This window comes from Roseateles sp. P5_E8 (assembly GCF_054177665.1).
In genome coordinates this window covers 89099-108691 of sequence record NZ_JBGCUM010000014.1, presented here as the reverse complement: position 1 = coordinate 108691, position 19593 = coordinate 89099, and the positions used below count along the sequence as shown (strand labels likewise).

The 19593-nt window shown below is 68.5% G+C and carries 18 protein-coding genes; 3 read left to right on the top strand and 15 right to left on the bottom strand.

Features of this window, described 5'->3' with window-relative positions:
* Positions 1–246: 246 nt before the first annotated feature.
* The 10 genes from ACXRVZ_RS11000 to ACXRVZ_RS10955 all read right to left on the bottom strand — a co-directional run bounded on the left by ACXRVZ_RS11000 (position 247) and on the right by ACXRVZ_RS10955 (position 14546).
* Entirely contained in the window at positions 247–1251 is a 1005-nt protein-coding gene (locus ACXRVZ_RS11000; RefSeq protein WP_457419382.1) for an alpha/beta hydrolase, read from the bottom strand.
* The gene (locus ACXRVZ_RS10995; RefSeq protein WP_457419380.1) at positions 1248–4340 is read right to left on the bottom strand and encodes a CocE/NonD family hydrolase; all 3093 of its coding nucleotides are present in this window, start codon (positions 4338–4340) and stop codon (positions 1248–1250) included. Before ACXRVZ_RS10995 ends, ACXRVZ_RS11000 begins: the two co-directional genes overlap by 4 nt.
* A gap of 2 nt (positions 4341–4342) precedes the next feature.
* Entirely contained in the window at positions 4343–7042 is a 2700-nt protein-coding gene (locus ACXRVZ_RS10990) for a TonB-dependent receptor plug domain-containing protein (RefSeq protein ID WP_457419378.1), read from the bottom strand.
* Between the two features lie 166 nt (positions 7043–7208).
* Positions 7209–8096, bottom strand: a complete 888-nt coding sequence (locus ACXRVZ_RS10985) for an amino acid ABC transporter permease (RefSeq protein ID WP_457419376.1) — start codon at positions 8094–8096, stop codon at positions 7209–7211.
* A gap of 19 nt (positions 8097–8115) precedes the next feature.
* Positions 8116–8982: a transporter substrate-binding domain-containing protein gene (locus tag ACXRVZ_RS10980; protein WP_457419374.1), complete on the bottom strand. Its 867-nt coding sequence runs from the start codon at positions 8980–8982 to the stop codon at positions 8116–8118.
* 2 nt (positions 8983–8984) lie between these two features.
* A complete protein-coding gene (locus tag ACXRVZ_RS10975; protein WP_457419372.1) occupies positions 8985–10238 on the bottom strand; it encodes a CaiB/BaiF CoA transferase family protein in 1254 nt (417 codons plus the stop codon).
* A gap of 18 nt (positions 10239–10256) precedes the next feature.
* Positions 10257–11393 (bottom strand): CapA family protein, encoded by a 1137-nt coding sequence (locus ACXRVZ_RS10970; RefSeq protein WP_457419370.1) that lies wholly within the window; start codon positions 11391–11393, stop codon positions 10257–10259.
* A complete protein-coding gene (locus tag ACXRVZ_RS10965) occupies positions 11390–12652 on the bottom strand; it encodes a 2-hydroxyacyl-CoA dehydratase subunit D (protein ID WP_457419368.1) in 1263 nt (420 codons plus the stop codon). Before ACXRVZ_RS10965 ends, ACXRVZ_RS10970 begins: the two co-directional genes overlap by 4 nt.
* A gap of 8 nt (positions 12653–12660) precedes the next feature.
* Complete coding sequence (locus ACXRVZ_RS10960) at positions 12661–13770, bottom strand: 2-hydroxyacyl-CoA dehydratase (protein WP_457419366.1); 1110 nt, start codon at positions 13768–13770, stop codon at positions 12661–12663.
* Positions 13767–14546 carry an amino acid ABC transporter ATP-binding protein gene (locus tag ACXRVZ_RS10955; protein ID WP_457419364.1) on the bottom strand — a complete coding sequence of 260 codons (780 nt, stop codon included), beginning with the start codon at positions 14544–14546 and terminating at the stop codon, positions 13767–13769. Before ACXRVZ_RS10955 ends, ACXRVZ_RS10960 begins: the two co-directional genes overlap by 4 nt.
* A gap of 165 nt (positions 14547–14711) precedes the next feature.
* Between ACXRVZ_RS10955 and ACXRVZ_RS10950 the strand changes: the two genes are divergently transcribed.
* Positions 14712–15209 (top strand): MarR family winged helix-turn-helix transcriptional regulator, encoded by a 498-nt coding sequence (locus tag ACXRVZ_RS10950; protein WP_457419362.1) that lies wholly within the window; start codon positions 14712–14714, stop codon positions 15207–15209.
* Positions 15210–15217: 8 nt separating this feature from the next.
* Here ACXRVZ_RS10950 and ACXRVZ_RS10945 read toward each other — a convergent pair whose 3' ends face one another.
* From ACXRVZ_RS10945 to ACXRVZ_RS10925, 5 genes are all read right to left on the bottom strand, one after another.
* Positions 15218–15712: a MarR family winged helix-turn-helix transcriptional regulator gene (locus tag ACXRVZ_RS10945; RefSeq protein ID WP_457419360.1), complete on the bottom strand. Its 495-nt coding sequence runs from the start codon at positions 15710–15712 to the stop codon at positions 15218–15220.
* 35 nt (positions 15713–15747) lie between these two features.
* Complete coding sequence (locus tag ACXRVZ_RS10940) at positions 15748–16512, bottom strand: SDR family NAD(P)-dependent oxidoreductase (protein ID WP_457419358.1); 765 nt, start codon at positions 16510–16512, stop codon at positions 15748–15750.
* Between the two features lie 47 nt (positions 16513–16559).
* Positions 16560–17372 carry a crotonase/enoyl-CoA hydratase family protein gene (locus tag ACXRVZ_RS10935; RefSeq protein WP_458232418.1) on the bottom strand — a complete coding sequence of 271 codons (813 nt, stop codon included), beginning with the start codon at positions 17370–17372 and terminating at the stop codon, positions 16560–16562.
* Between the two features lie 374 nt (positions 17373–17746).
* On the bottom strand, positions 17747–18103 hold the full coding sequence (locus ACXRVZ_RS10930) for a PRC-barrel domain-containing protein (RefSeq protein ID WP_457419354.1): 357 nt from the start codon (positions 18101–18103) through the stop codon (positions 17747–17749).
* Between the two features lie 142 nt (positions 18104–18245).
* Entirely contained in the window at positions 18246–18497 is a 252-nt protein-coding gene (locus ACXRVZ_RS10925) for a hypothetical protein (RefSeq protein ID WP_457419352.1), read from the bottom strand.
* 281 nt (positions 18498–18778) lie between these two features.
* On the opposite strand from ACXRVZ_RS10925, the gene ACXRVZ_RS10920 reads away from it, so the two are divergent.
* On the top strand, positions 18779–19330 hold the full coding sequence (locus ACXRVZ_RS10920) for a hemerythrin domain-containing protein (RefSeq protein WP_457419350.1): 552 nt from the start codon (positions 18779–18781) through the stop codon (positions 19328–19330).
* 66 nt (positions 19331–19396) lie between these two features.
* Positions 19397–19582, top strand: a complete 186-nt coding sequence (locus ACXRVZ_RS10915) for a DUF3606 domain-containing protein (RefSeq protein WP_457419348.1) — start codon at positions 19397–19399, stop codon at positions 19580–19582.
* The last annotated feature ends 11 nt before the right edge of the window (positions 19583–19593 follow it).

Below are 19593 nucleotides of genomic sequence, written 5' to 3'. Positions count from 1 at the left end.
CCAATTCAATTTGCCGCACTCAACTATTAACAACAAGGCGACGTGGCGATGAACTAGTTATCAATTCAAACTAGTCTAGGGTCGCGTCAGACCTGCGCGCTGAGGACAAACCCGAGCAGGGGCACGGGCTGTCGTGCCACCACGTCAGCGCAATGGGCGCAACTCAGCCAGCCGCCTGGCCTACTCGGGCAGGCGGCGCTTCGGCGCGAGCCGAAGGAGGCGCCCCACACGCGCCAGCCGGCGATTTCAGTCGAGCCGCTTCTTGCGGACGTGCCACTCCGGCTGCGTGCACAGGCCACAGCGTTCGCCCGTGAACATGCGGGCGGCGGCGTCATCGCCTTTCAGCTGCCAGCGCAGCCAGGCGACGCCCACGGGGCCGAAGGCGCCGCCGTGGCTCTCGTTGTAGGTGCCGCCGTGGCCGGTCTTGTCGCGCCAGGCGCGCACGACGGGCACGCCTGCGATGCGGTCGAAGTCGTCGTCGGCGTTGGCGAAGGCAATGTCCGACGGGTCGCCGCTCACGTAGAGGGCCGGCGTGTGCAGCCGGCCCAGGTCGGCCTTGGTGAAGCGGGCGGCTGCGATCTGCCAGGCGCGGCCGTCCTCGGGAAACAGCCCGCTGTTCCAGACGCCCAGCGCCTTGACGCGCCGGTCGCGTGCGGCATCGATGGCCTGGAGGCCGCCGCAGGACTGGCCCATCACGGCGATGGCCTGGGTGTCGATGCGCCCCGCCAGCGGGCTGCCGGCGCGCTGGTTCTCGGCGATGGCCCAGTCGATGGCGTCGATGAACTGGTTGGCCGTCGTGTAGGGCGGCGGCATGACGCCCGGCGTGAGCTGCAGCAGACGCCCGCCCGCGGCCATCACCGCGGCGGGTGAACCGGCTGCGGGCTGGCCGCGCGAGATGGCGCGCATGCCGCCGGCCGAGCTTTCCACTTCGGCGGGCCCAATGGGGCCGAGCGCCACCACCAGGAAGCCGTGCGACGCGATCTCGGTGAGGAAGTGGCGGAAGCGGTTGCCGGTGTTCACGCAGGCCCCGTTGCCCCACACGACGACGGGCAGCTTCTCGTCGCCCAGCGTGGCGAGGGCCTTGGGCCGGTAGACCGTGTGCGTCGGCAGTGTCGGTTCGGCCAGCATCACTGCGGGATGCCGGCCGGTGCCGAGCGGCGTGTCGGGGGTGACATAGGGGGCGTCCTGCGCAACTGCGCTGGTGATGGCAAGTGCCAACGTCAATAGGGCGGCAAGTCTGAAGCTCTTCACTGTTTTCCTCTCTTGAGTGCACGGCAGACGGGCAATGCCTGGCCTTCAGCGTGAACGGGGTCGGCGCCCGTAGCCTGCAGATCGCAGGCCGTGAACGGGCGCGCGAACGGTGGCGGCACGAAGACGATGAAGCGCGAGTCGCCGAGGCCCGTGGCTGCGGCGGCCTGGTTCATGGCGGCGGCGTCGGTGCGCGGCCAGGCGCCGGTCTCGATGCGCCGCATCAGCGTCTGCACGGCAGCCACGGTCTCTGCGGGCTTGAAGCCGCAATGCCCCGCGCTCTCGACGTAAGTCTGGCGCAGCAGCGCTGATTTGCCGGCGGCCTGCACGACGCTCTCGTAGGCCTGCTGCGCGGCGATGCCCGAGATGGCGTCGCCGATGCCGCTGAGCGTCAGCACGGGTACCTGCAGCCGGCCATCGAATACGCCCGTCGCCATGTAGGCGACGGCCTGCGGGTCCGCGACCACTCGCGGCGCACGCGCCAGCCGGCCCAGGTCGGCGGCGAGATCCAGGCCGGCGCGCTGGTACAGCCGAGCTACCAGGCCATCGACGTCGGCCACCCGCAGCACCCGCGCATAGTCCACGCCGACGTTCGCCGTGATGTTGCCGCCCGCCAGCGCCTCGATCTGCGAACGGCTGCTCATGGCCTGCCCGATCAGCCCACGCGGCGGCGCGAGGGCGAGGCTGTCGCCCAGCCCCGCCTCGCGCGCGTTCAGGTCGTCGCGCCGCGGAGGTGGCACGGCCGCGTCGGCCCAGTCGGGCAGCTGGCCCAGCATGGCGGCGAGGGCGACGCGGGCGCGCCCCTGGGGCGTCTGGCGCGCCTCGGCCAGCACGCTCTGCCAGGCCGGCAAGGCGGTCGTGCGCCAATCCTTGGGAATGCCGACGACCGGCAGGTCGGAGCCGGGCGCCAGCAGCGCCTTGGCCGCGAAGAGCGCATCGGACTTCGCATGCCACTGGCCGATGGAGCCGGCCAAACCGGCGCACTGCGCCAGCGCGCCGCTCCACCGCGAGGGATAGGCCTGCACCGAGACGGCGGCCGTGTGCCCACCCTGCGAACTGCCGAACTGAACGGCATGCCTGGGCTTGCCGTAGCGGGCTTCGAACAGGTCCAGCGTGCGGACGGCGTTCTCGGCCGACTTGTGGATGGCCCAGCCGGTGATGGTGCGCGTCGTGCCCGCGAGCGCGTAGCCGGCGGCCATCAGCGCGCGATTCGTGGTTTCACCGTCGTCCGGCGCCATGGGGTCGCGGCCGGCGTAGTCCAGCCCCACCAGCACGGTGCCGTTCCACCTCAAAGGCACGTCGATGCGGTAGGGCGTGCCGTCCGGCAGCTTGCCCTGGGTGGTGTCGGCCGGCACGGCGGGCCGGACGATGGGCAAGGTGACGGAGGACTTGCTCAGGATCGTCAGCACCGGCGCCGGCACGACGGGCTTGAGATTGCGCTCGCGGTAGTCCGCACCCGCGACCGACACGCGCAGGCGGTGGCCGGCCTTGAACAGGTGCGAGATCGGCAGGAAGGCAAAGCGCATCTGCACGGTTTCGCCGGGCTTCAGCGGCTGCGCGTCCTCGCGGTGCGCGCGCTGGTACGGCAGGCCGAAGTTCTCGTAGGCCGGCTTGGCGGGCTGGCGCAGCGACGCCTTCAGCCGCGCATCGGTGACCTGCTGCACGCGGCCATCGGGCGCCACGTCTTCCAGGTAGACGAACACATTGGCATCGGACGTGGTCGACGAGATCCAGAGGTCCGCCACCGCGTCGCCGGTCACCTCGGTGTCGGTCGCCAGTGGCGCGGTGATGAAGCGCGGGCCGGCGTTCTCCTGCGGGCAAGGCGGCCAGCCCGTCATCAGGCCGTTGGCGGGCCTCGGCATGGCCGGGCAATCGATGTCGTGGCGAACCTCGAAGCTCACGCTCGACGCTCGCGCGGGGGGCTGCGCTGCCAGCTCCCCGCCCGCGAGGAAGAACCGGACCGGCGTGCTGCCCGGCACGGGCCAGCGCCTGGCCGACTTCCAGGCCTGGCCGGCCGGCGCGTTGACAGTGAAGTAGTGCACCGGGTCCAGGCCAGGCAGCCCGGTGTCGAGGCGCTTCAGGTGCTGGTCGAAGAAGCGCTGCATCTCCGACAGCAGGTCGAAGTCGCCGTTCTCGCAATGGCCCCAGGGCCCGACGACGAGGCGGGCGCCGCTCAGGTTGGCCCAGGCGAGCAGGCCCTGGCCGCGCAGGTCGTCGCGCCAGCCACCCTGCACGTAGACGGCGGTGCCGGAGGCGCGCAGCTGCGGCAGGTAGCTGGCGACACTGCCTTCGTACCAGAAGCGCGAGCCGACGCCCTCCGCGTCATCGTCGCGGTAGGGCATGCCCTCCCACATCTTGCGCAGCACGGTGGCGCCCTGGTGTTCCTGCGCGGCCTGGTGCAGCAGCACCTTGGATTCATCGCCCTGCACGGGCGTGTTGGCCAGGTCCTCAGCCACCGTGCGCTCGGGCCCCGTGCCCCAGTTGGCGAAGATGCCGCCGCGCAGGAAGCCGTCGTACTTCTCCCAGGAGAAGCAGCCCGCCCACGCGGCTTTCAGGCGCGGGTGGGCGGCGGTCACGGCATGCATGGCCGCGTCGCCCGTGTTGGAGCAGCCGTAGACGCCGATATCGCCGGTGGACCATGGCTGCGCCGCGAGCCAGTCGATGACCTCATAGGCGTCATAGGCCTCGGTGCGGTCGTTGTAGCCGCGGCGCTTGCCGAAGGACGGCCCGTGCCCGCGCCGCGCCACCTGCACGACGACATAGCCCTGGCGCACGAGAGTGCCCAGTTCGCGGTAGCCGCGCGGGGTGTCGCCGACGGGCCCGCCGTCCGCGCCGGGGCCGGAAATGCCGAGCGTGTGCTGCCAGATGACGGGAAACCGGCCGTCGACCGCCCGCCCGCCCTGGGCCGGCCGCGAGATGCTGACGGCCAGCCGCACGCCGTCGCGCATCGGCAGATAGAGCGAGGTCGTCACCGTCTCGGCATAGGCCGGCGCCGGGCGGTACTGGCCGAAAGGCGCGGGCTGCGCCGCGGCATTCGCCGCAGCGAACACGACGGCCAGCACTACACAGCGCAGCGGCTTCAATGCCTTCATCTTCAGAAGCGTTTGTCCAGCGAGATGGAAAGGATGCGGCCCACCGGGCTGGTCAGCGTCGGGTCGAAACCGCCGCCGCCGTTGGGGCTCTGCGCCACGTTGACGAAAGGCGGCTTCTTGTCGAACAGGTTGACCGCACCGATGGCCACCGTTGCATCTTTCAGCGGCCCGTCGGTCTCGAAGGCATAGGCCAGGCGCGCATCCATCGTCGTGCTCGCGGCCACCTTCTGCACGGGCGTCGTCAGGTTGTTGTTGTAGGCGTTCAGGTAGGTGAAGGCGAGGTTCGTCTGCCATTGCCCCAGCGCCCACCCCAGCGACGCGCGCGCCTTGAACTTCAGCGGGTTGTAGATGTTGTTGAGCTGGTCGACCAACGCGCCGGCCGGCGTCTGCGCCACCATGTACTTCGTGAACACCGTGCCGTTGAGGCCGAGCAGGAAGTCACCCATGCCCTGCGTGGAGATGCGGCTGGTGGCCTGGAAGTCGTAGCCGTTGGTCTGGGAGCGGCCGAGGTTGTAGTTGCGGCCATCGGCGAACAGCGTCCAGGTGGTGGGCAGCACGCCGGCGGACAGCGGGTAGGTGGCGATCAGTTGCGCGACCGTGGCGGCGGACGGGTTGCGCTGGATGACGGGCGTGCCGGCGAAGGCGGGCTCGCGGTTCAGGATGGTCAGGTCCGACAGGTAGCTGACCACCTGGTTGTTGTAGGCGATGTCAAACCAGGTCAGGCTCAGCTTGGTGCCGCTCACCGGCTGCCAGTCGAGGCCCAGCGTCTTGGTCTTGGACGTTTCCGGCGTCAGCCCGGGGTTGGGGCCCGACAGTGCGACGCCGACACGCAGCGCGCCGCCGTTGGTGGGGTCGGAATAGTTCTGCACGTACAGGCCGCCCCGGCCGCCGTTGGTGAACGGGGTGATCTGCGTGAGGCCCGGCGCGCGGAAGGATTCGCCGTAGCTGCCGCGCAGCGAGAAGTCCTTGACGGGCTCCCAGGTCATGCCGACCTTCGGGTTGGTGGTGCCGCCGACGTCGCTGTAGCGGTCCGTGCGAGCCGCGAGGCTCAGGGCCAGGCGGCGGACCCCGGGCAGCTCGTTGCGCTCGCCGACGATGGGCACCAGCAGTTCGGCATACGCCGACTTCACGGTGCGGTTCAACTCGACTTCAAACTTGACCGGGTTGGCGGCGGGGCCGCGCGTCTGGCCGCCGACGCTCTTCACCCGTTGCCATTCCAGGCCGACGGCCGCGCGCAGCTTGCCGCCCGGCAGTTCGAACAATGACCCGTCGGCCTTGGCGACGATGTTGTCGAAGGTGGTGTTGCCCGGCGCGTAGTCGACCTGGTTGGAAATGGCCTCGAGCGTGGCCGGGTTGTTCTTGCCGCCGAACACGTTGAGGGCCGTGGCGGGGTTGGTGTCGGCCAGTGCCGGGCCGACGGCGGCGTTGTTCAGGCCGCGGGTGTTCATGTTGATGTCGCGGTTGTCGCCGCGGGTGACCATCGCGCCAGCGGTCCAGTCGCCGAAGACCTTCACGTCGACACCGAGGGTGCCTTGCAAGGTGGAGGACTTGCCCGTGTTCGTGTTCAGCGGCAGCTCGTTCGCGAAGGAATAGGCGACGGTCTCGGACGTGCCGGCCGGCGCGCCCGGGGGACGCACGTAGAACGGGTTGGTGGCGGGCACGTTCAGGGTGGAGGCGGTGGCCTGCGGGCGGATCGCGTACTCGCGACGCGAGGCGAGGCCGTCGGCGTAGATGCTGACCGTGTCGGACAACTTCTGGTTGAACGTGAACGCCACGCTGTTGCGCTCCTGGCGCGGCAGCAGGTCGGCGTACCTCAGGTTGTCGCACTTGTTGGCCGTGCCGGCGACGAGGGAACTGGCGTTGGCTGTCGTCACGCCGCCGGCCGGGATGGGGTAGGTGACGCCAGCGATGACGATGTTGCCCGGTGCGCACTGCGTGGCGCGGAAGTCGCCGCCGCCTTGCGAGGTCAGATTGCCGCTGAAGAAGTCGCGGTCCTGGCCGTTGAGGGCGCTGCGCAGCGTGTTCTCGAAGGTGATGGTGATCTGGCCGCCGCTCCACTTGTGGCCGAAGAGGCCGCCGATCTGGCGCTCGTGGTAGCGGTCACCCGCGCCGAACCGCACATAGCCCTGCGCGCCGTTCTCGTTGCGCCGCATGATGAGGTTGGCCACGCCGGCAATGGCGTCCGAGCCGTACAGTGCGGAAGCGCCGTCGGCGACGATCTCGACGCGCTCCAGCGCCAGCGACGGCAGGATGGACGGATCCACCGCCGCCGCCACGGTGCCCTGTCCCACCGAGCGGTGGCCGTTGATCAGCACCAGCGTCGCGAACGGGCCGATGCCGCGCAGGTTGATGGCCGAGCCGTAGGTGATGTTCTGCGAGCCGCCGGTCTGGCCGCGCGAGTTCTCCGACACGCCCAGGTTGAACACCTGCGGCAGCTGCTGCACGAGCTGCGCCGTCGTCGTGGCGCCGGAGGTCTCGATGTCCTCGCGGGACAGCGCGTTGACGACCGCGCCCACCGGCACGACGCCGCGGATGCGGCTGCCGGTGACGACGACCGTTTGCAGCTGCTCCTTCTCTTCAGCCTTCTCGGCCTTCGCGGCGTCTGTCAATTGCGCCTGCGCCGTGGCTTGCGACAGCAGCGCCAGCACGGCAATGCAGGTGGGCCGGAGTGCGGGAAGGATGGATGTGCGAGTGGGGTTCATGCGGTCTCCTGGATGTTTTTAGGCAAGGCTCCGCCCCTCCCCGGTCGAGCGGGGTTCTGCGGCAGGGCGCTGGGGGGTTAGCGGTTGGCGGTCAGAAAGGCGACGGAGCGTCGCCATCGGCGACGGCGCATGGCGAAGGCATGGCGCGGCGCACCGCGAAGCGAAGTCATGGCGCCTCCTTGTCTGTGGCCAGTTCGGCTGCCTGCACGGCATGGCCACGCGAGAAATGGGCTTCCATGCGCCGCTGCAGCAGCGACAGCAGGCTGAACACGAACAGGTACCAGACCATGGCCACCAGCAGCAGCGGCACGACCTTGAAGTTGCGGTTGTAGATGGTCTGCACCGAGAACAGCAGGTCGGTGATGGCGATGACGCTGACGAGCGAGGTGCCCTTCAACATGCCGATGACCTGGCTTCCCGCCGGTGGCAGCACGATGCGCATGGCCTGCGGAAAGACGATGCGCCAGAACGAACGCGCCGGCGTAAAGCCCAGCGCACGCGCCGCGTCGTGCTGGCCGCTGTCCACCGACAGGATGCCCGCCCGCATGATTTCGGCCATGTAGGCCGCCTCGTTGAGCGCCAGCCCGAGCACCGCCGCGATGAAGGGCGTGATCAGCTCGTTGGTGTCCCAGTCCGGGCCGAAGGGAATGCCGATGCGCGGGATCAGGTACGCCAGGTTGTACCAAAACAGCAGTTGGATCAGCAGCGGCGTGCCGCGGAAAAGCCAGGTGTAGAAGCCCGCCACCGCACGGCCGGTCGCGAAGCGGCCGAGCTTCATCAGCGCGAGCAGCGTGCCCAGCACGGTGCCCAGCGTCATGCCGAAGAAGGTCAGCAGGATGCTGATGCCCAGACCGTGCAGCACGGCCTTGGCGGTGAGGAACTCGGCGACGACGCTCCACTCGAACCGCGGGTTGGTGGCGAGGAACCACACCACCTGCAGCGTGACGCCGGCAACGAGCGCGTTGGCGACCCAGCGCCCGACACGCAGGCGCGGCTTGGCGAGGGCCACGTCGTCGTGCGGGGAGTTGAGGAATTCGGGCGAGGCGGTGTTCATGGTCTGTGGTGTCCTCTCATCACTTCGCGACGTTCAATTGCGACTTCGCCACCCGCACGGCCGAGACGCCCCAGTGGTTGGTGATGCGGTCGTATTCGCCGCTGTCGATCAACGCGTTCATCGCCGCCAGCATCACCGGCCCGAGGCCCGAGCGCTTGGTGATAAAGAGGCTGAGGACGTCCTGGCCCAGGCTGCCGCCCGCGTCGCTGTACATGCCGAAGCGGTCGCCGTTCTCGTGCACGGCGTGGAGCGCGGCCGTCAGCGTCATGCCGGCAAGCTCCGAGCGCCCGGCCTGTGTCGCCACGAGGGTCATGTTGGTGTCCACCAGCGGCACGTGGATGGCCGGCGGCAATCCCTGCTTCTCGCAGAAATCGATGAGCCGGTTCAAGACGCGCTCGGTGACGCTGCCGGCGACGTAGGAGACCTTGCGACCACAGAGGTCGGTGACCTGGGCGTAGCGCCTGGGCTTGTCGTTGGGGTAGACGAAGGACGGGCGGGTGGTCATCCACGACACGCCGTCGAAGCGTTTCTGGCGAGCCTCCGTCGCAACACCGGGGCCGAGGGCCACGTCGTAGCGGCCCGCTTCCAGGCCGGCCAGCGTGGCAGACAGGCTGTTCACGACGTGGTGATGGATGGGCACGCCGAGCAGCTTCTCCAGCGCACGCGCCATGTCGGGCTCGATGCCGTCGCTGATGCGGCGGTCGTCGCTGACGATGCGGTAGGGCGGATGCGAGTCGCCGACGAAGCGCAGCACGCCGGCCTTGCGGATCTCCGCCGGCAGTTGCGCATACAGCGGCGCACGCGGGTCGGGCGCGGCCAGGCCCGCGGCCCAGGCGAGCGGCTGCCATGCAGCCAGCGCCAGCAGGAGCAGCAAGCGGGCGGCCATGGTCAGATCACGCCCTCGGCGCTGAGCGCACCGAGCTCGGCGGCGTCCAGGCCAAGCAGTTCGCCGTAGATGGCGCCGTTGTGCTCGCCGAGGTTCGGCGCCGGCCTGTCGAAGCCCGCAAACGCGCCCGTCATGCGGATGGGCAGACCGCCGACGATGATGTCGTCCACCGCGCCATAGACCGGGTGCTCGATGCGCTCGGTCTCGCCGCGGGCGAGCAGCCGCTCGTCGCGCGTGGCCTCGCCGGGGTCGCGCACGCGGCCCGACGGCACGCCGGCGGCCTCCAGGGCTTCCACGGCATCGTCGGTGGACACGGTGCTCATCCATACCTGGAGCAGGCGATGCAGTTCGCTGCTGTGCTGCACGCGCTGGTCGCGGCTGGCGAAGCGCAGGTCGTCGGCGAGGTGCGGCTGGCCCATCGCTTTGAACAAGGCGTTGGCGAAACCGTCGGTGGGTGCGCAGACAGCCACATAGCCGTCCTGCGTGGCAAACACGCCGAACGGTGCCAGGCGCGGCATGGTGTTGCCGGAGCGGGTCTGCTGCCCGGCCTTGCGCATCACCTCGAAAGGCTCGGAAGCCACGAGCGCCGTGATGGCGCCCAGCAGCGACACGTCCACGTGCTGGCCCTGCCCCGTGGCGCGCGCCTGCATCAGCGCGGCCAACGTGCCGATGACGGCGAAGAGTGGTGCCGTCAGGTCGCCGAACGGGACGCCCACGCGCACGGGCGGTGAGCCGGCGTCGCCCGAGGTCATCATCAAACCGGAGAGCGCCTGGACGATGGTGTCCATGGCCTTGTTCTGGCGCGACACCATGTTGGCGCCGAAGCCGCTGATGGAGGTGTAGACGATGCGCGGGTTGATGGCCGCGCAGGCGGCATAGCCGGTGCCGAGGCGGTCGGCCGTGCCGGCGCTGAAGTTCTCGACGACGGCATCGGCCTTGGCCACCAGCTTCTCGAACAGGGCCCTGCCCTTAGGGTCCTTCAGGTTGAGCGTGATGGACTGCTTGTTGCGGGCACGCTCCATGATGGCGAGGGACATGTCGTCGTCATGCCGGCGCACCATGGCCACGCCGTCGCGGCCCAGGAAGGGCGCGTTGTTGCGTGCGGTGTCGGGCACCTTGGGGTTCTCGATCTTGATGACGCGCGCGCCGAGGCCGGCCAGCAGCAGGGTGGCGTAGGGGCCGGCCAGCGCGGTGGTCAGGTCGAGGATGGTCACGCCCTCGAGCGGGCGTGGCAGGTTGTCCGTGTTGGTTCGCAAGGGAGCTCCGGGGTTCGTTCAGGCGGACAGCACGGCGACCCAGTCCTCGCCCTGCCACTCAAGGCGCACAGGCAGGCCAGCCGCGCGCGAGATGCCGCGGATGTACTCGACCACCGCTTCGCCGCCGCCCGAGCGCGTCAATGGCACGGGCCGCGCATCGCTGTCGATGTAGCAGGGGACGAGGCCCGGCGCGATCTCGCCGCCGGGCTTGATGCGGCAGCTGGCGATGGCCGTGTTGCGGCTTTCCGGATGGAAGGGATAGGTCGGCATCGAAGGGTCGGGCGCAAAGCCGAACAGCTTCTGCCGGCGCTTGGCCCAGGCCAGGCGCTCGGGGCTGTCGTTGCCGCTGACGGACAGCGCGCGCGTGACGGTGACGAAGTTGCCGAGGCCGTGGTAGATGGGCTTGCCGCGGTAGAGCTCGATGCCGCGCAGGATGTGGGCGTGGTGGCCGATGACGACGTCGGCGCCGGCATCGATGGCTGCGCGGCTGACGGGGCCTTCGTACATCTCGATCTTGGCGGGCGTGTGGCCCACGCCCTTGTGGAGGGCGACGACGACGACGTCCACCGCCCGGCGCAGGGCCACGATGTCATCCTCCATGGCCGCCAGACTGTCGGGCGCGGCGAAGGTGTAGATGTTCGGCGGGCCGCCGGGGCTGGCGTAGTCCAGCTCGTAATGGGTCAGCACCTTGACGTAGGCGCAGCCCGCCTTCTTCGACGTGGCCCAGGACTCGCGCGGGCCGACGCAGTTGTAGCTCAGCACGCCGATGCGCAAGTCCTTGTGCTTGACGATGGCCGGCTTGCGGGCCCAGGCCAGGTTGGCATCGGCGCCCGTTGTCGCGATGCCCAGGTCCTGCAGCGTCCTCGCGGTGTCCAGGATGCCGGCCGGGCCGCAGTCGGCGATGTGATTGCCGGCGAGCGTGGCGACGTGGAAGCCGGCCTGCGCCAGGGCCTTGAGGTTGGCGGGATCGGCGGGCGGCGCAGGGATGTCGGTGCTCTGCTCGACGCCGCGTCGGGTGTGCGGCACCTCGACATGGCCGATGACGACGTCGCCCGCAGCGAGCACCGCGCGGCAGGGGTCGAACAGCAGGCCGGGTTCCGGCTCGTCCAGGATGATGTCGCCGACCATCAGCAGGGTGATGTCGTTCTTGCTCACAGGCGCTCCTCGATAAATTGCGCCATGCGGGCCTGCATGGCGGCTTCGTCCCAGTCGCGGCCGTCCACCATGTCCGACTCGATCATGAGCGCGGGAATGCCGGCCTTCTCCAGCGCATTGGCGATGAACAACTTGCCCGACGCCGCGGGGCGGCAGCCCTTGGGCATCAGGACGACGGCGCCGTCGATGCGGCTGCGCCTGGCCTCGCGCACGATCCATGACGGCGCATACGGCGGGTTGTGCAGCACCTCGTTCATCGACACGACGCGGCTGGCCAGTGCGCGCAGCGGGTCGTCCAGGCCGTAGCGGATGTACCAGTCGGGGCCGAAGGGCAGGTACATCGACCAGGCGAACACCGCGCCGTGGCTTTCCTCGAAGGCGTTGTAGAAGGCCGTGTTGTGCCAGAGCCCGGCGCCCACCCACATCAGGCGCTTGCGCTCGCCCGGGCAGGCGGCGATGCCGGCCTCCACCCGCGCCTTGACTTCGTCCCTGAACTGGCGCGCATGGTTCAGCGCCCATTCGCTGCCGCGGTGCCACTGCGTGGCCATCACGTTGGTGATCTGCTCGCCGATGCGCACGGGGCTCTTGGGCGCGTCGGCGATCAACTGGCGAGCCTCCTCGAAATACTCTTCCTGCTGGTTCACGCGCTGCAGGAAGGCGCGCAGCGCGTTTTCATCGAAGGCACGGCCGCTGATGCGCTCCAGCACTTGGATGAGCTGGCGCAGTTCGGACACGGCCAGGTCCAGGCGCTCGGGCTCGCACAGCTCGGCCCAGCGGTGGCGGGACAGCTCCCACCAGTTGGCCGGCAGCACGCTGGAGCCCGGCGCTTCGAGCGCGAAGAACGGCGCGGCCATCAGGTCCGCCCACTGCTGGAAGATGCGCTGCATGCAGTCGCAGGTCACACGGGCGCAGAACAGCGCCGGCTGCGGCAGGCCGCCCCACGGGGCGCGTTCGCCGAGGTCGATCTTGCTGGTGGCCAGGCCGATGCTGCAGTAGCGGCACAGGCTCTCGTTGTAGCCCAGCTCGTTCATGCCATCGAGGTACTCCTGCGACAGCCGCTTGGCCGCCACGACGGCGGCCCACCACTGGTTGGTGACCACCGGCACGCCCATCACATGGAAGAGGTCGTGCGGCGTGTCCGCGTTGATGATGGCGTAGGGCTTGCTCTGTTCGAAGACGTCGCGGCGGAGTTCGGCGAACCAGGTCCTCTGCTTGTCGCCGACGGCCTGGGTGCAGTGGAGTTGCTTGTCGTTGGACATGATGGTTTTCAGCGCGCCGGCAGGGAGGCGATGAACGCCTGGAGCGCCGGCTTGATCAGTTCGGGCTTGCGCGCGTCATCGCGGATCAGCAGCGACGGCAGGCCGTGCCGCTCGGCGAGTTCGCGGTCACCGGGATAGGACCAGCCGTAGACGTCATCCGGCCGCGGCAGGTAGAACAGCGCGCCGTCCAGCCCGGGGCTGGCCACGGCGGCCTTGAACCAGGCGTCGGGGTTGGGATGCACGCGCACGCAGGGCACGTCGCGCCAGTGATGCTCGAACACGGCCTCGAGCGGCTCGGCGTCTTCCGAGATCAACGGGTCGCCGGCGCGTGAGCCCCAGTCGTCGTCCTCGGCCACGATGCGCGCGCCCAGCGACTCGACGAGCCGGTGCAGTTCGGCGTGGTCTTGCGGGACGCCGCGCACGAGCAGGCGGGGGCCCGGCGACACCGGGGCCGGGCCGCCAGCATCGAGCCAGGCTTGCAAGGCGGCGTGCCCTGCGTCGGGCGGCATGAAGCGCAGCGCGCCAGTGGCGACGTGTGCCTGCCGGCCTGACACAGGCTGTTGCCACCGCTGATCGTGCATCCTGCGCAGCAGCGCGCGCGACCTGTTGGCAGCGTGGATGGCTTGCTGCAACGCGGCGCTGTCGCACGTCGTGCCGCCGATGTCCGCCAAGGCCTGCCAGAGCGCGTGGGTGCGCGTGACGCCATAGGCATGGCTGGAGGCGCGCTGGGTGTGGGGGATGTCGTAGAGCCAGAGGCCGGGGCCGTGGCTCGTCACGCCCGCGCGGCGCGCCTCGCGCAGCGCCAGGTAGAGCTTGTGCTGCGACTCGGTGGAGCGCGGCACGATGAGCAGGTCCAGCGCATCGAGCGCGCCGCTGCAGTAGAGCTGGAAGATCAGGCGGACATCGGTGTCCGACACGCTTTCGATGAAACGGTCCGACAGCGTCGGGTCGCCTTGCACCGGCGCGATGCGCACCGGCATGCAGCCGGCCGCGACGATCAACTCAACGGGCACGGTGTTGCCGACGTAGCCGACCACCGGGCGCTGCTGCTTGCGCACCAGTGCCAGGCGGTCCTCGCAGGCCTGCTCCAGCAGCGAGAAAGGGGATGCGCCGGTCATGCCGCTTGCCCCGATCGCGACAGGAAGGCCTTCAACCGCTCGGTGGCGGGCGCGGCCATCGTGGCGCGCGCCGGGCCCTGCTCGACGATGCGGCCGGCCTCCATGAAGACGATGCGATCCGCCACGTCGCGGGCGAACTGGATTTCATGCGTCACGACCATCATCGTCATGCCTTGCCTTGCCAGGTCCTGCACGACGGCCAGCACCTCGCCCACCAGTTCCGGGTCGAGGGCGCTGGTGGGCTCGTCGAACAGCATCGCCTGCGGCCGCATCGCCAAGGCGCGCGCAATGGCCACGCGCTGCTGCTGGCCGCCGGACAACTGGCGTGGATAGGCGTCCTTCTTGTTCCGCAGGCCGACGCGGTCCAGCAATTCCTCGGCATGGGCCTGGGCCGCGACCGGGTTCTCTCGCAGCACCTGCACGGGCCCCTCCATCACATTGCGAAGCACGCTCATGTGCGGAAAAAGATTGAACTGCTGGAACACCATGCCGATGCGCTGGCGCTGGGCCGCGATGGCCACCTCGCTCAACGCACGCAAGCCGTCGCCGTGCCGCTCGTAGCCCTGCAGCACGCCGTGAACGTAGACGGCACCGCCATCGATAGACGTAAGCTGATGGATGCAGCGGACCAGCGTCGACTTTCCCGAGCCGGAGGGGCCGATGAGGGCGACCACTTCGCGGTCCGCCACGTCAAGGTCAATGCCATCCAGCACGACGGTCTTGCCGTAGCGCTTGACGATCCCCCGCAGGCGCAGGGCTGGAGGACGTTGGTCCATGTTGTCTCGTTGAATTACTTATAACTAGTAACTGTTTAAAGTGTGAACCATTGCCGCGTCGACATCAACAAGAATCCGCGCCTGTCTCGTTGGTGATTTCCCGCATCGCGCGATGACCTCAGCTGCCTGCAGCCCCGAAGCGGCGCGCCATTCGATAATTTGGTTATGACTCATCAGAAAACGCCCAGACGACCCACGCCGCGCCGGCAGCTCAAGCTCGGGGTATTGCGGGACAACATGGGCTTTCTGTCGCGCGTCATGCGCAACATGGCGGTGCAGTCGGCCGAGGCCTACGTCGGCGAGCTGGATCTGGCCGCGGGGCAGTTGACGATGCTGGGCCTGATCACGGCCAACGAAGGGGTGGAGCAGAACGAGATCGCCCGCGCGATGCTGATGCGCAAGTCCCAGGTCACGACGCTGATCCAGGACCTGGTGTCCCGCGGGTTCGTGACCCGGGAAGAGCACGGCGCCGACCGCCGCTATCTCAAGCTGGCGCTGACGCCGGAAGGCGATGCGCTGTGGCAACGCGCGGGTCAGCTGGTCTGCGCTCACAGCGAGATGCTGCTCGGCGTGCTGGACGAGCCTGAACGAACGGAGCTCGTGCGCCTGGTGAAGAAGATGCTCGCCTCACACCTGAGCGACGTCGGCATCGACCTCAGCTGAGCCGCGAATCAGTCGTCGGATTCGGCGGCGTCTGCGCTGCGGTCGCGCGTGGCGTTCGCCACCTTGTCCAGCAGCTCCGCCAGCATCACGAGCTCGCCGCGGCTGAGAGGCCCGTCCAGGTCTCTTTCAACGCCTGGCGTCTGCTCGTCCAGTTGCTGGGCCAGGACCTGCCCTTCGGGCGTCAGCAGCGCCTGTTGCGAGCGACGGTCCACCTCGCTGCGCACGCGCTCGATGAGCCCGCGCGCCTGCATGCGGTCCATCAGGATGGTGAGGTTGGGCCCAGGCAGCGCCAGGGCGCGGCTCAATTGCTTGGGCGTCAGCACGCGGTTCGCGTGCAGCAGCATCAGCAGCGAATACTCGACCGCCCGCAAGCCGAACGGGGTGCCGATGTGGCGGGCGAACAGCGTCTGCGTGGCCAGGCGTGCCTTGGCGATGCGATAGCCGATGAGGCTCTGCAGCCGCCCTTCTTCCAGCACGGGCTCTTTGTCTTTGGGCGCGGTCATGAAGTGAAGGTGCCGACTTTCGCTGCGACGCCGCCTCAGCGCGGCGCCATGCGCAGCGCGCCGTCGAGGCGGATCACCTCGCCGTTGAGGTGCCCGTTGGTGACGACGTGCGCCGCCAGCGAAGCGAACTCATCAGGGCGGCCCAAGCGCTTCGGGAACGGGATGGAGCCTGCAAGACTGGCCTGCACCTCCTCGGGCAGTTCCTTCAGCAGCGGCGTGGCGAACAGGCCCGGCGCGATGGTGCAGACGCGTATGCCGTGCTGGGCCAGGTCCCGCGCCAGCGGCAACGTCATGCCGACGATGCCGGCCTTGGACGCCGCGTAGGCCTCCTGGCCCACCTGTCCGTCGAACGCGGCCACCGAGGCGGTGCAGACGATCACGCCCCGCTCGCCGTCCTCCAGGCCGTCCTGCCGGGCCATGCGGGCCGCGGCCAGGCGGACGGCGTTGTAGGTGCCGATCAGGTTGATGCGGACCACGCGCTCGAAGTCTTCCAGCGGCGCCGGCTTGCCGTCCCGGCCGATCACGCGCTTGGCCGTGCCGATGCCGGCGATGTTCATGAGAATGCGCGCCGGGCCATGGGCGGACTCGGCGGCGTCGAGCGCCGCCTCCAGCGAGGCGCTGTCGGTGATGTCGCACAGCAAGGCCAGGCCGCCGATGTCCTGCGCCACGCGCTGCGCTCCGGCGGCGTTGATGTCCAGCACAGCGACCTTCGCACCCTGCCGCGCCAGCTCGAGCGCCACCGCTTCGCCCAGCCCCGAGCCGCCGCCCGTCACGAGCGCTGCCTGTCCTTGAATCTTCATGGCTTGTCCTTTGCCGTGGTTGAAGTTGCGACGCGTGGCCTGAGCCCTCAGGCCTTCAGCACCTTGCCGGCCTTGCCCTGCAGGAAGGCCTGCAGCGCCGTCTGCGCTTCCGAGGTGCTGGCCGCCACGGCAGACATCAGCGACTCGGTGAACAGACCTTCGCCCGGCGCTTGCTCCGCGATGCGCGGCAGCGCATGCATGACCGCGAAGACCGTCATCGGCGCGGTGCCCGCGACCTTCTGCGCGAGCGCCAGGCCTCGCCGAACCGCGTCGCCAGCGGGCGTGCGGTACTGCACCAGCCCGGCCCGCTCCGCCTCGTCCGCATCCAGCACGCGCCCGGTGAGCATCATGTCCGTCATGCGCGCCACGCCGATCAGGCGCGGGATGCGAACCGAGCCGCCACCGCCGACGAAGATGCCGCGCTGGCCTTCCGGCAAACCGAAGTAGGCCGAGTCGTCGGCCACGCGGATGTGGCAGGCCGCAGCCAGTTCCAACCCGCCACCCACCACGGCGCCGTGCAGCGCCACGATGACCGGCACGCGGCCGTACTGGATGGCATCGAAAGCGGCATGCCAACTGCGCGAGTGCAGCACGGCCTCATCGACCTGGCGGTGCACCAGCTCCGACAGATCGAGCCCGGCGCAGAAATGCGAACCCTCCCCGCTGATCAATACGGCCTTCACGTCTTCCGGCAGGTGCAGGAAGGCGGTGTGTAACTGGGCAATCAACGGGTCGTTGAGGGCGTTGCGCTTGGCGGGCCGGTTGAGGGCGATGTGCAGCACGGCACCGTGCCGGGCGAAGCTCAACAGCTCCAGTCCAGCGAGGAGGGCCTCGGCAACGGGTTCGGTCACGGYGGTCATTTGCTTATCAAACGTAATGAATTTTTTGGCGATTATGGGGCCAAACAGCTCGACAGGCGTCGCGAACTCCCCAGGTATATCTAGAGAAAAAGCCGCAGTTCATCACGCACAACGTCGCGCACTGGACACTGCCTAGTGCTTACTTCATTTAATAGTTAAACCGCTGAACCGAGAAAGCACGCGCTGTGACCTGGGCGGAGCGCGGCTCTCGCACAAGCTTCATCAACAGCGCCGTGGAGCGCTTGAGCGCCGGCGTCACAAGGCAGGCGCGTTGTTTTTAGCGCGAGCAACTTCGCGAGCGGCGCCCCGAGGGCGCGCCGGCGAGGATTTCTTCCAAAGTCGACAGCAAAATCTGCAGGTCGACGTTCGTTGGCTTACACCCAGGTCTCGCCGTAGAAGTCGTAGACCTTGCGTCCGTACTCCTCGGTGTATTCCGGTCGGGCGTCGTCCGTGTAGCGGGGTGCGTTCTCCAGTGTCGACTTGTCGATGTCGACCACGAAGCCGTCCTTGCCGGTGTCGTACTTGAGCGTGTTCCACGGCACCGGATAGCGGTCGGTGCCCATGCCGAGGAAGCCGCCGAACTCAAGCGCCGCATAGCGCACACGGCCGGACACCTTGTCGATGACGAGGTCATCGATGGAGCCGAGCGTGTCGCCCTGACGGTTGTAGACCTGGGTGCCCTCGACGTCCGAGGACGAGATGACGGGGCCGGTAGTGCTGACATCGCTCATGGAAATCTCCTTGGGAAGCGGTGGGTGGAACGCCCCTCGAAACGGGAGCGCCCTGGCTGCCGCGAGGCCGACGAGTGGCCCTGCGGTCGCAACATGGGCGTGGCAAGGCTCGTTCCCAGAGCACCCTTGTTTGTGCGTGCGCCTATCTCGGTCGACCTTCAAACGCGGGAATGCCTTCGATGGCGTGGTGAGCAGCCTCGGTGGCATAGGTCAACGCTTCAGCGGGCGTGGCCCAGGCGTTGTCCGTCGTGGGGCGATAGCTGTCGTCCGCCCCACTGGCCACAGCCGCAACCGCGCCCAGCAGCGTGAAGCGTCCCGCGAACAGGTCGCCCTGTGGAACGGCTTCCACTTTGAAGGTGATGCCGTTGTGAACGTCGATGAGGCTTTCGGTCATGGCTTTCCTTTCTGTGCGGCTCAACTGACATCGCGCCCAATTGCGCCCTTGCAGCAGCGATCAAGTGAGCGCAAAGCATCGAACAAGCGTCCCGATCCGACCTGTAGGACGCAGCCACTTTCCGGCGAGCGACAGAGTTGATCTCGGCAACGCAGGAACGTCTTTTGCCGTCGGATGCATCGCGGCTTCGTGCCGCGATCTCTGCGGATACGGACTGACCTTCGAGCCGCGCGGCTCGCCGGCGCGCGCGGCACTTTTGCCACTAGCCAGTAGGAAATCACATGCCAACCACAACGAAAACCTCAGCCAAGGCGTCCAAGGGCGCATCCACCAAACCCGTCACCGGTTCCAAGGCCCGTGGCGGTGAAGCTCCCGACGCGATCGATCTCCTGATCACCGACCACCGCGAAGTGAAGGCGCTCTTCAAGGCCTACGACAAGCTCGTCAAGGCCGAAGCCGAGGCGGGAGAGAAGCAAGTCGTCGCCGCGCAGATCTGCGTGATGCTGACCGCCCATGCGACCGCCGAAGAGGAACTCTTCTATCCGCGCGCTCGCGAGGTGCTGGGCGAAGACGAGGACCTGGTCGACGAGGCCGACGTCGAGCATGCCAGCGCGAAGGAGCTGATCGCCCAGATCGAATCCGGCTCGCCGGACGATCCGCTGTACGACGCCAAGGTCAAGGTCCTGGGCGAGTACATCGACCACCACGTCAAGGAAGAGGAGGGCGAGATGTTTCCCAAGATCCGCAAGTCCGACCTCGACCTGGATGCGCTCGGCGAGGAGATCGCCGCGCGCAAGGCCGAACTGATGGGCCTGGCCGGCGACCCGCACTGACCGACTCGGCAAGGCCCGGCCACCGGGCCTTGCCCTTTATCGACACCCACAAGCCGGAGCACGAACATGCCAGACAACAAGTCAGAGACCGGCGGCCAGGACCGTCAACGCATCAATGTCAACGAGGACTATGAGCTGCGCGACTGGGCCACAAGGTTCGGCGTCACTCCCGAGCAACTCAAGCAGGCGGTTGCCGAGGTGGGCGACCGAGCCGCCAAGGTGGAGCAATATCTACAGGGCAAGCGGGGCTGACGCGCGAGGCT

What these genes read in the sequence shown, in the direction of transcription:
- ACXRVZ_RS10995 (WP_457419380.1), bottom strand. Translation starts at nt 4,340, where the DNA reads ATGAAGGCATTGAAGCCGCTGCGCTGTGTAGTGCTGGCCGTCGTGTTC.
- ACXRVZ_RS10990 (WP_457419378.1), bottom strand. Translation starts at nt 7,042, where the DNA reads ATGAACCCCACTCGCACATCCATCCTTCCCGCACTCCGGCCCACCTGC.
- ACXRVZ_RS10985 (WP_457419376.1), bottom strand. Translation starts at nt 8,096, where the DNA reads ATGAACACCGCCTCGCCCGAATTCCTCAACTCCCCGCACGACGACGTG.
- ACXRVZ_RS10980 (WP_457419374.1), bottom strand. Translation starts at nt 8,982, where the DNA reads ATGGCCGCCCGCTTGCTGCTCCTGCTGGCGCTGGCTGCATGGCAGCCG.
- ACXRVZ_RS10965 (WP_457419368.1), bottom strand. Translation starts at nt 12,652, where the DNA reads ATGTCCAACGACAAGCAACTCCACTGCACCCAGGCCGTCGGCGACAAG.
- ACXRVZ_RS10960 (WP_457419366.1), bottom strand. Translation starts at nt 13,770, where the DNA reads ATGACCGGCGCATCCCCTTTCTCGCTGCTGGAGCAGGCCTGCGAGGAC.
- ACXRVZ_RS10955 (WP_457419364.1), bottom strand. Translation starts at nt 14,546, where the DNA reads ATGGACCAACGTCCTCCAGCCCTGCGCCTGCGGGGGATCGTCAAGCGC.
- ACXRVZ_RS10950 (WP_457419362.1), top strand. Translation starts at nt 14,712, where the DNA reads ATGACTCATCAGAAAACGCCCAGACGACCCACGCCGCGCCGGCAGCTC.
- ACXRVZ_RS10945 (WP_457419360.1), bottom strand. Translation starts at nt 15,712, where the DNA reads ATGACCGCGCCCAAAGACAAAGAGCCCGTGCTGGAAGAAGGGCGGCTG.
- ACXRVZ_RS10940 (WP_457419358.1), bottom strand. Translation starts at nt 16,512, where the DNA reads ATGAAGATTCAAGGACAGGCAGCGCTCGTGACGGGCGGCGGCTCGGGG.
- ACXRVZ_RS10930 (WP_457419354.1), bottom strand. Translation starts at nt 18,103, where the DNA reads ATGAGCGATGTCAGCACTACCGGCCCCGTCATCTCGTCCTCGGACGTC.
- ACXRVZ_RS10925 (WP_457419352.1), bottom strand. Translation starts at nt 18,497, where the DNA reads ATGACCGAAAGCCTCATCGACGTTCACAACGGCATCACCTTCAAAGTG.
- ACXRVZ_RS10920 (WP_457419350.1), top strand. Translation starts at nt 18,779, where the DNA reads ATGCCAACCACAACGAAAACCTCAGCCAAGGCGTCCAAGGGCGCATCC.
- ACXRVZ_RS10915 (WP_457419348.1), top strand. Translation starts at nt 19,397, where the DNA reads ATGCCAGACAACAAGTCAGAGACCGGCGGCCAGGACCGTCAACGCATC.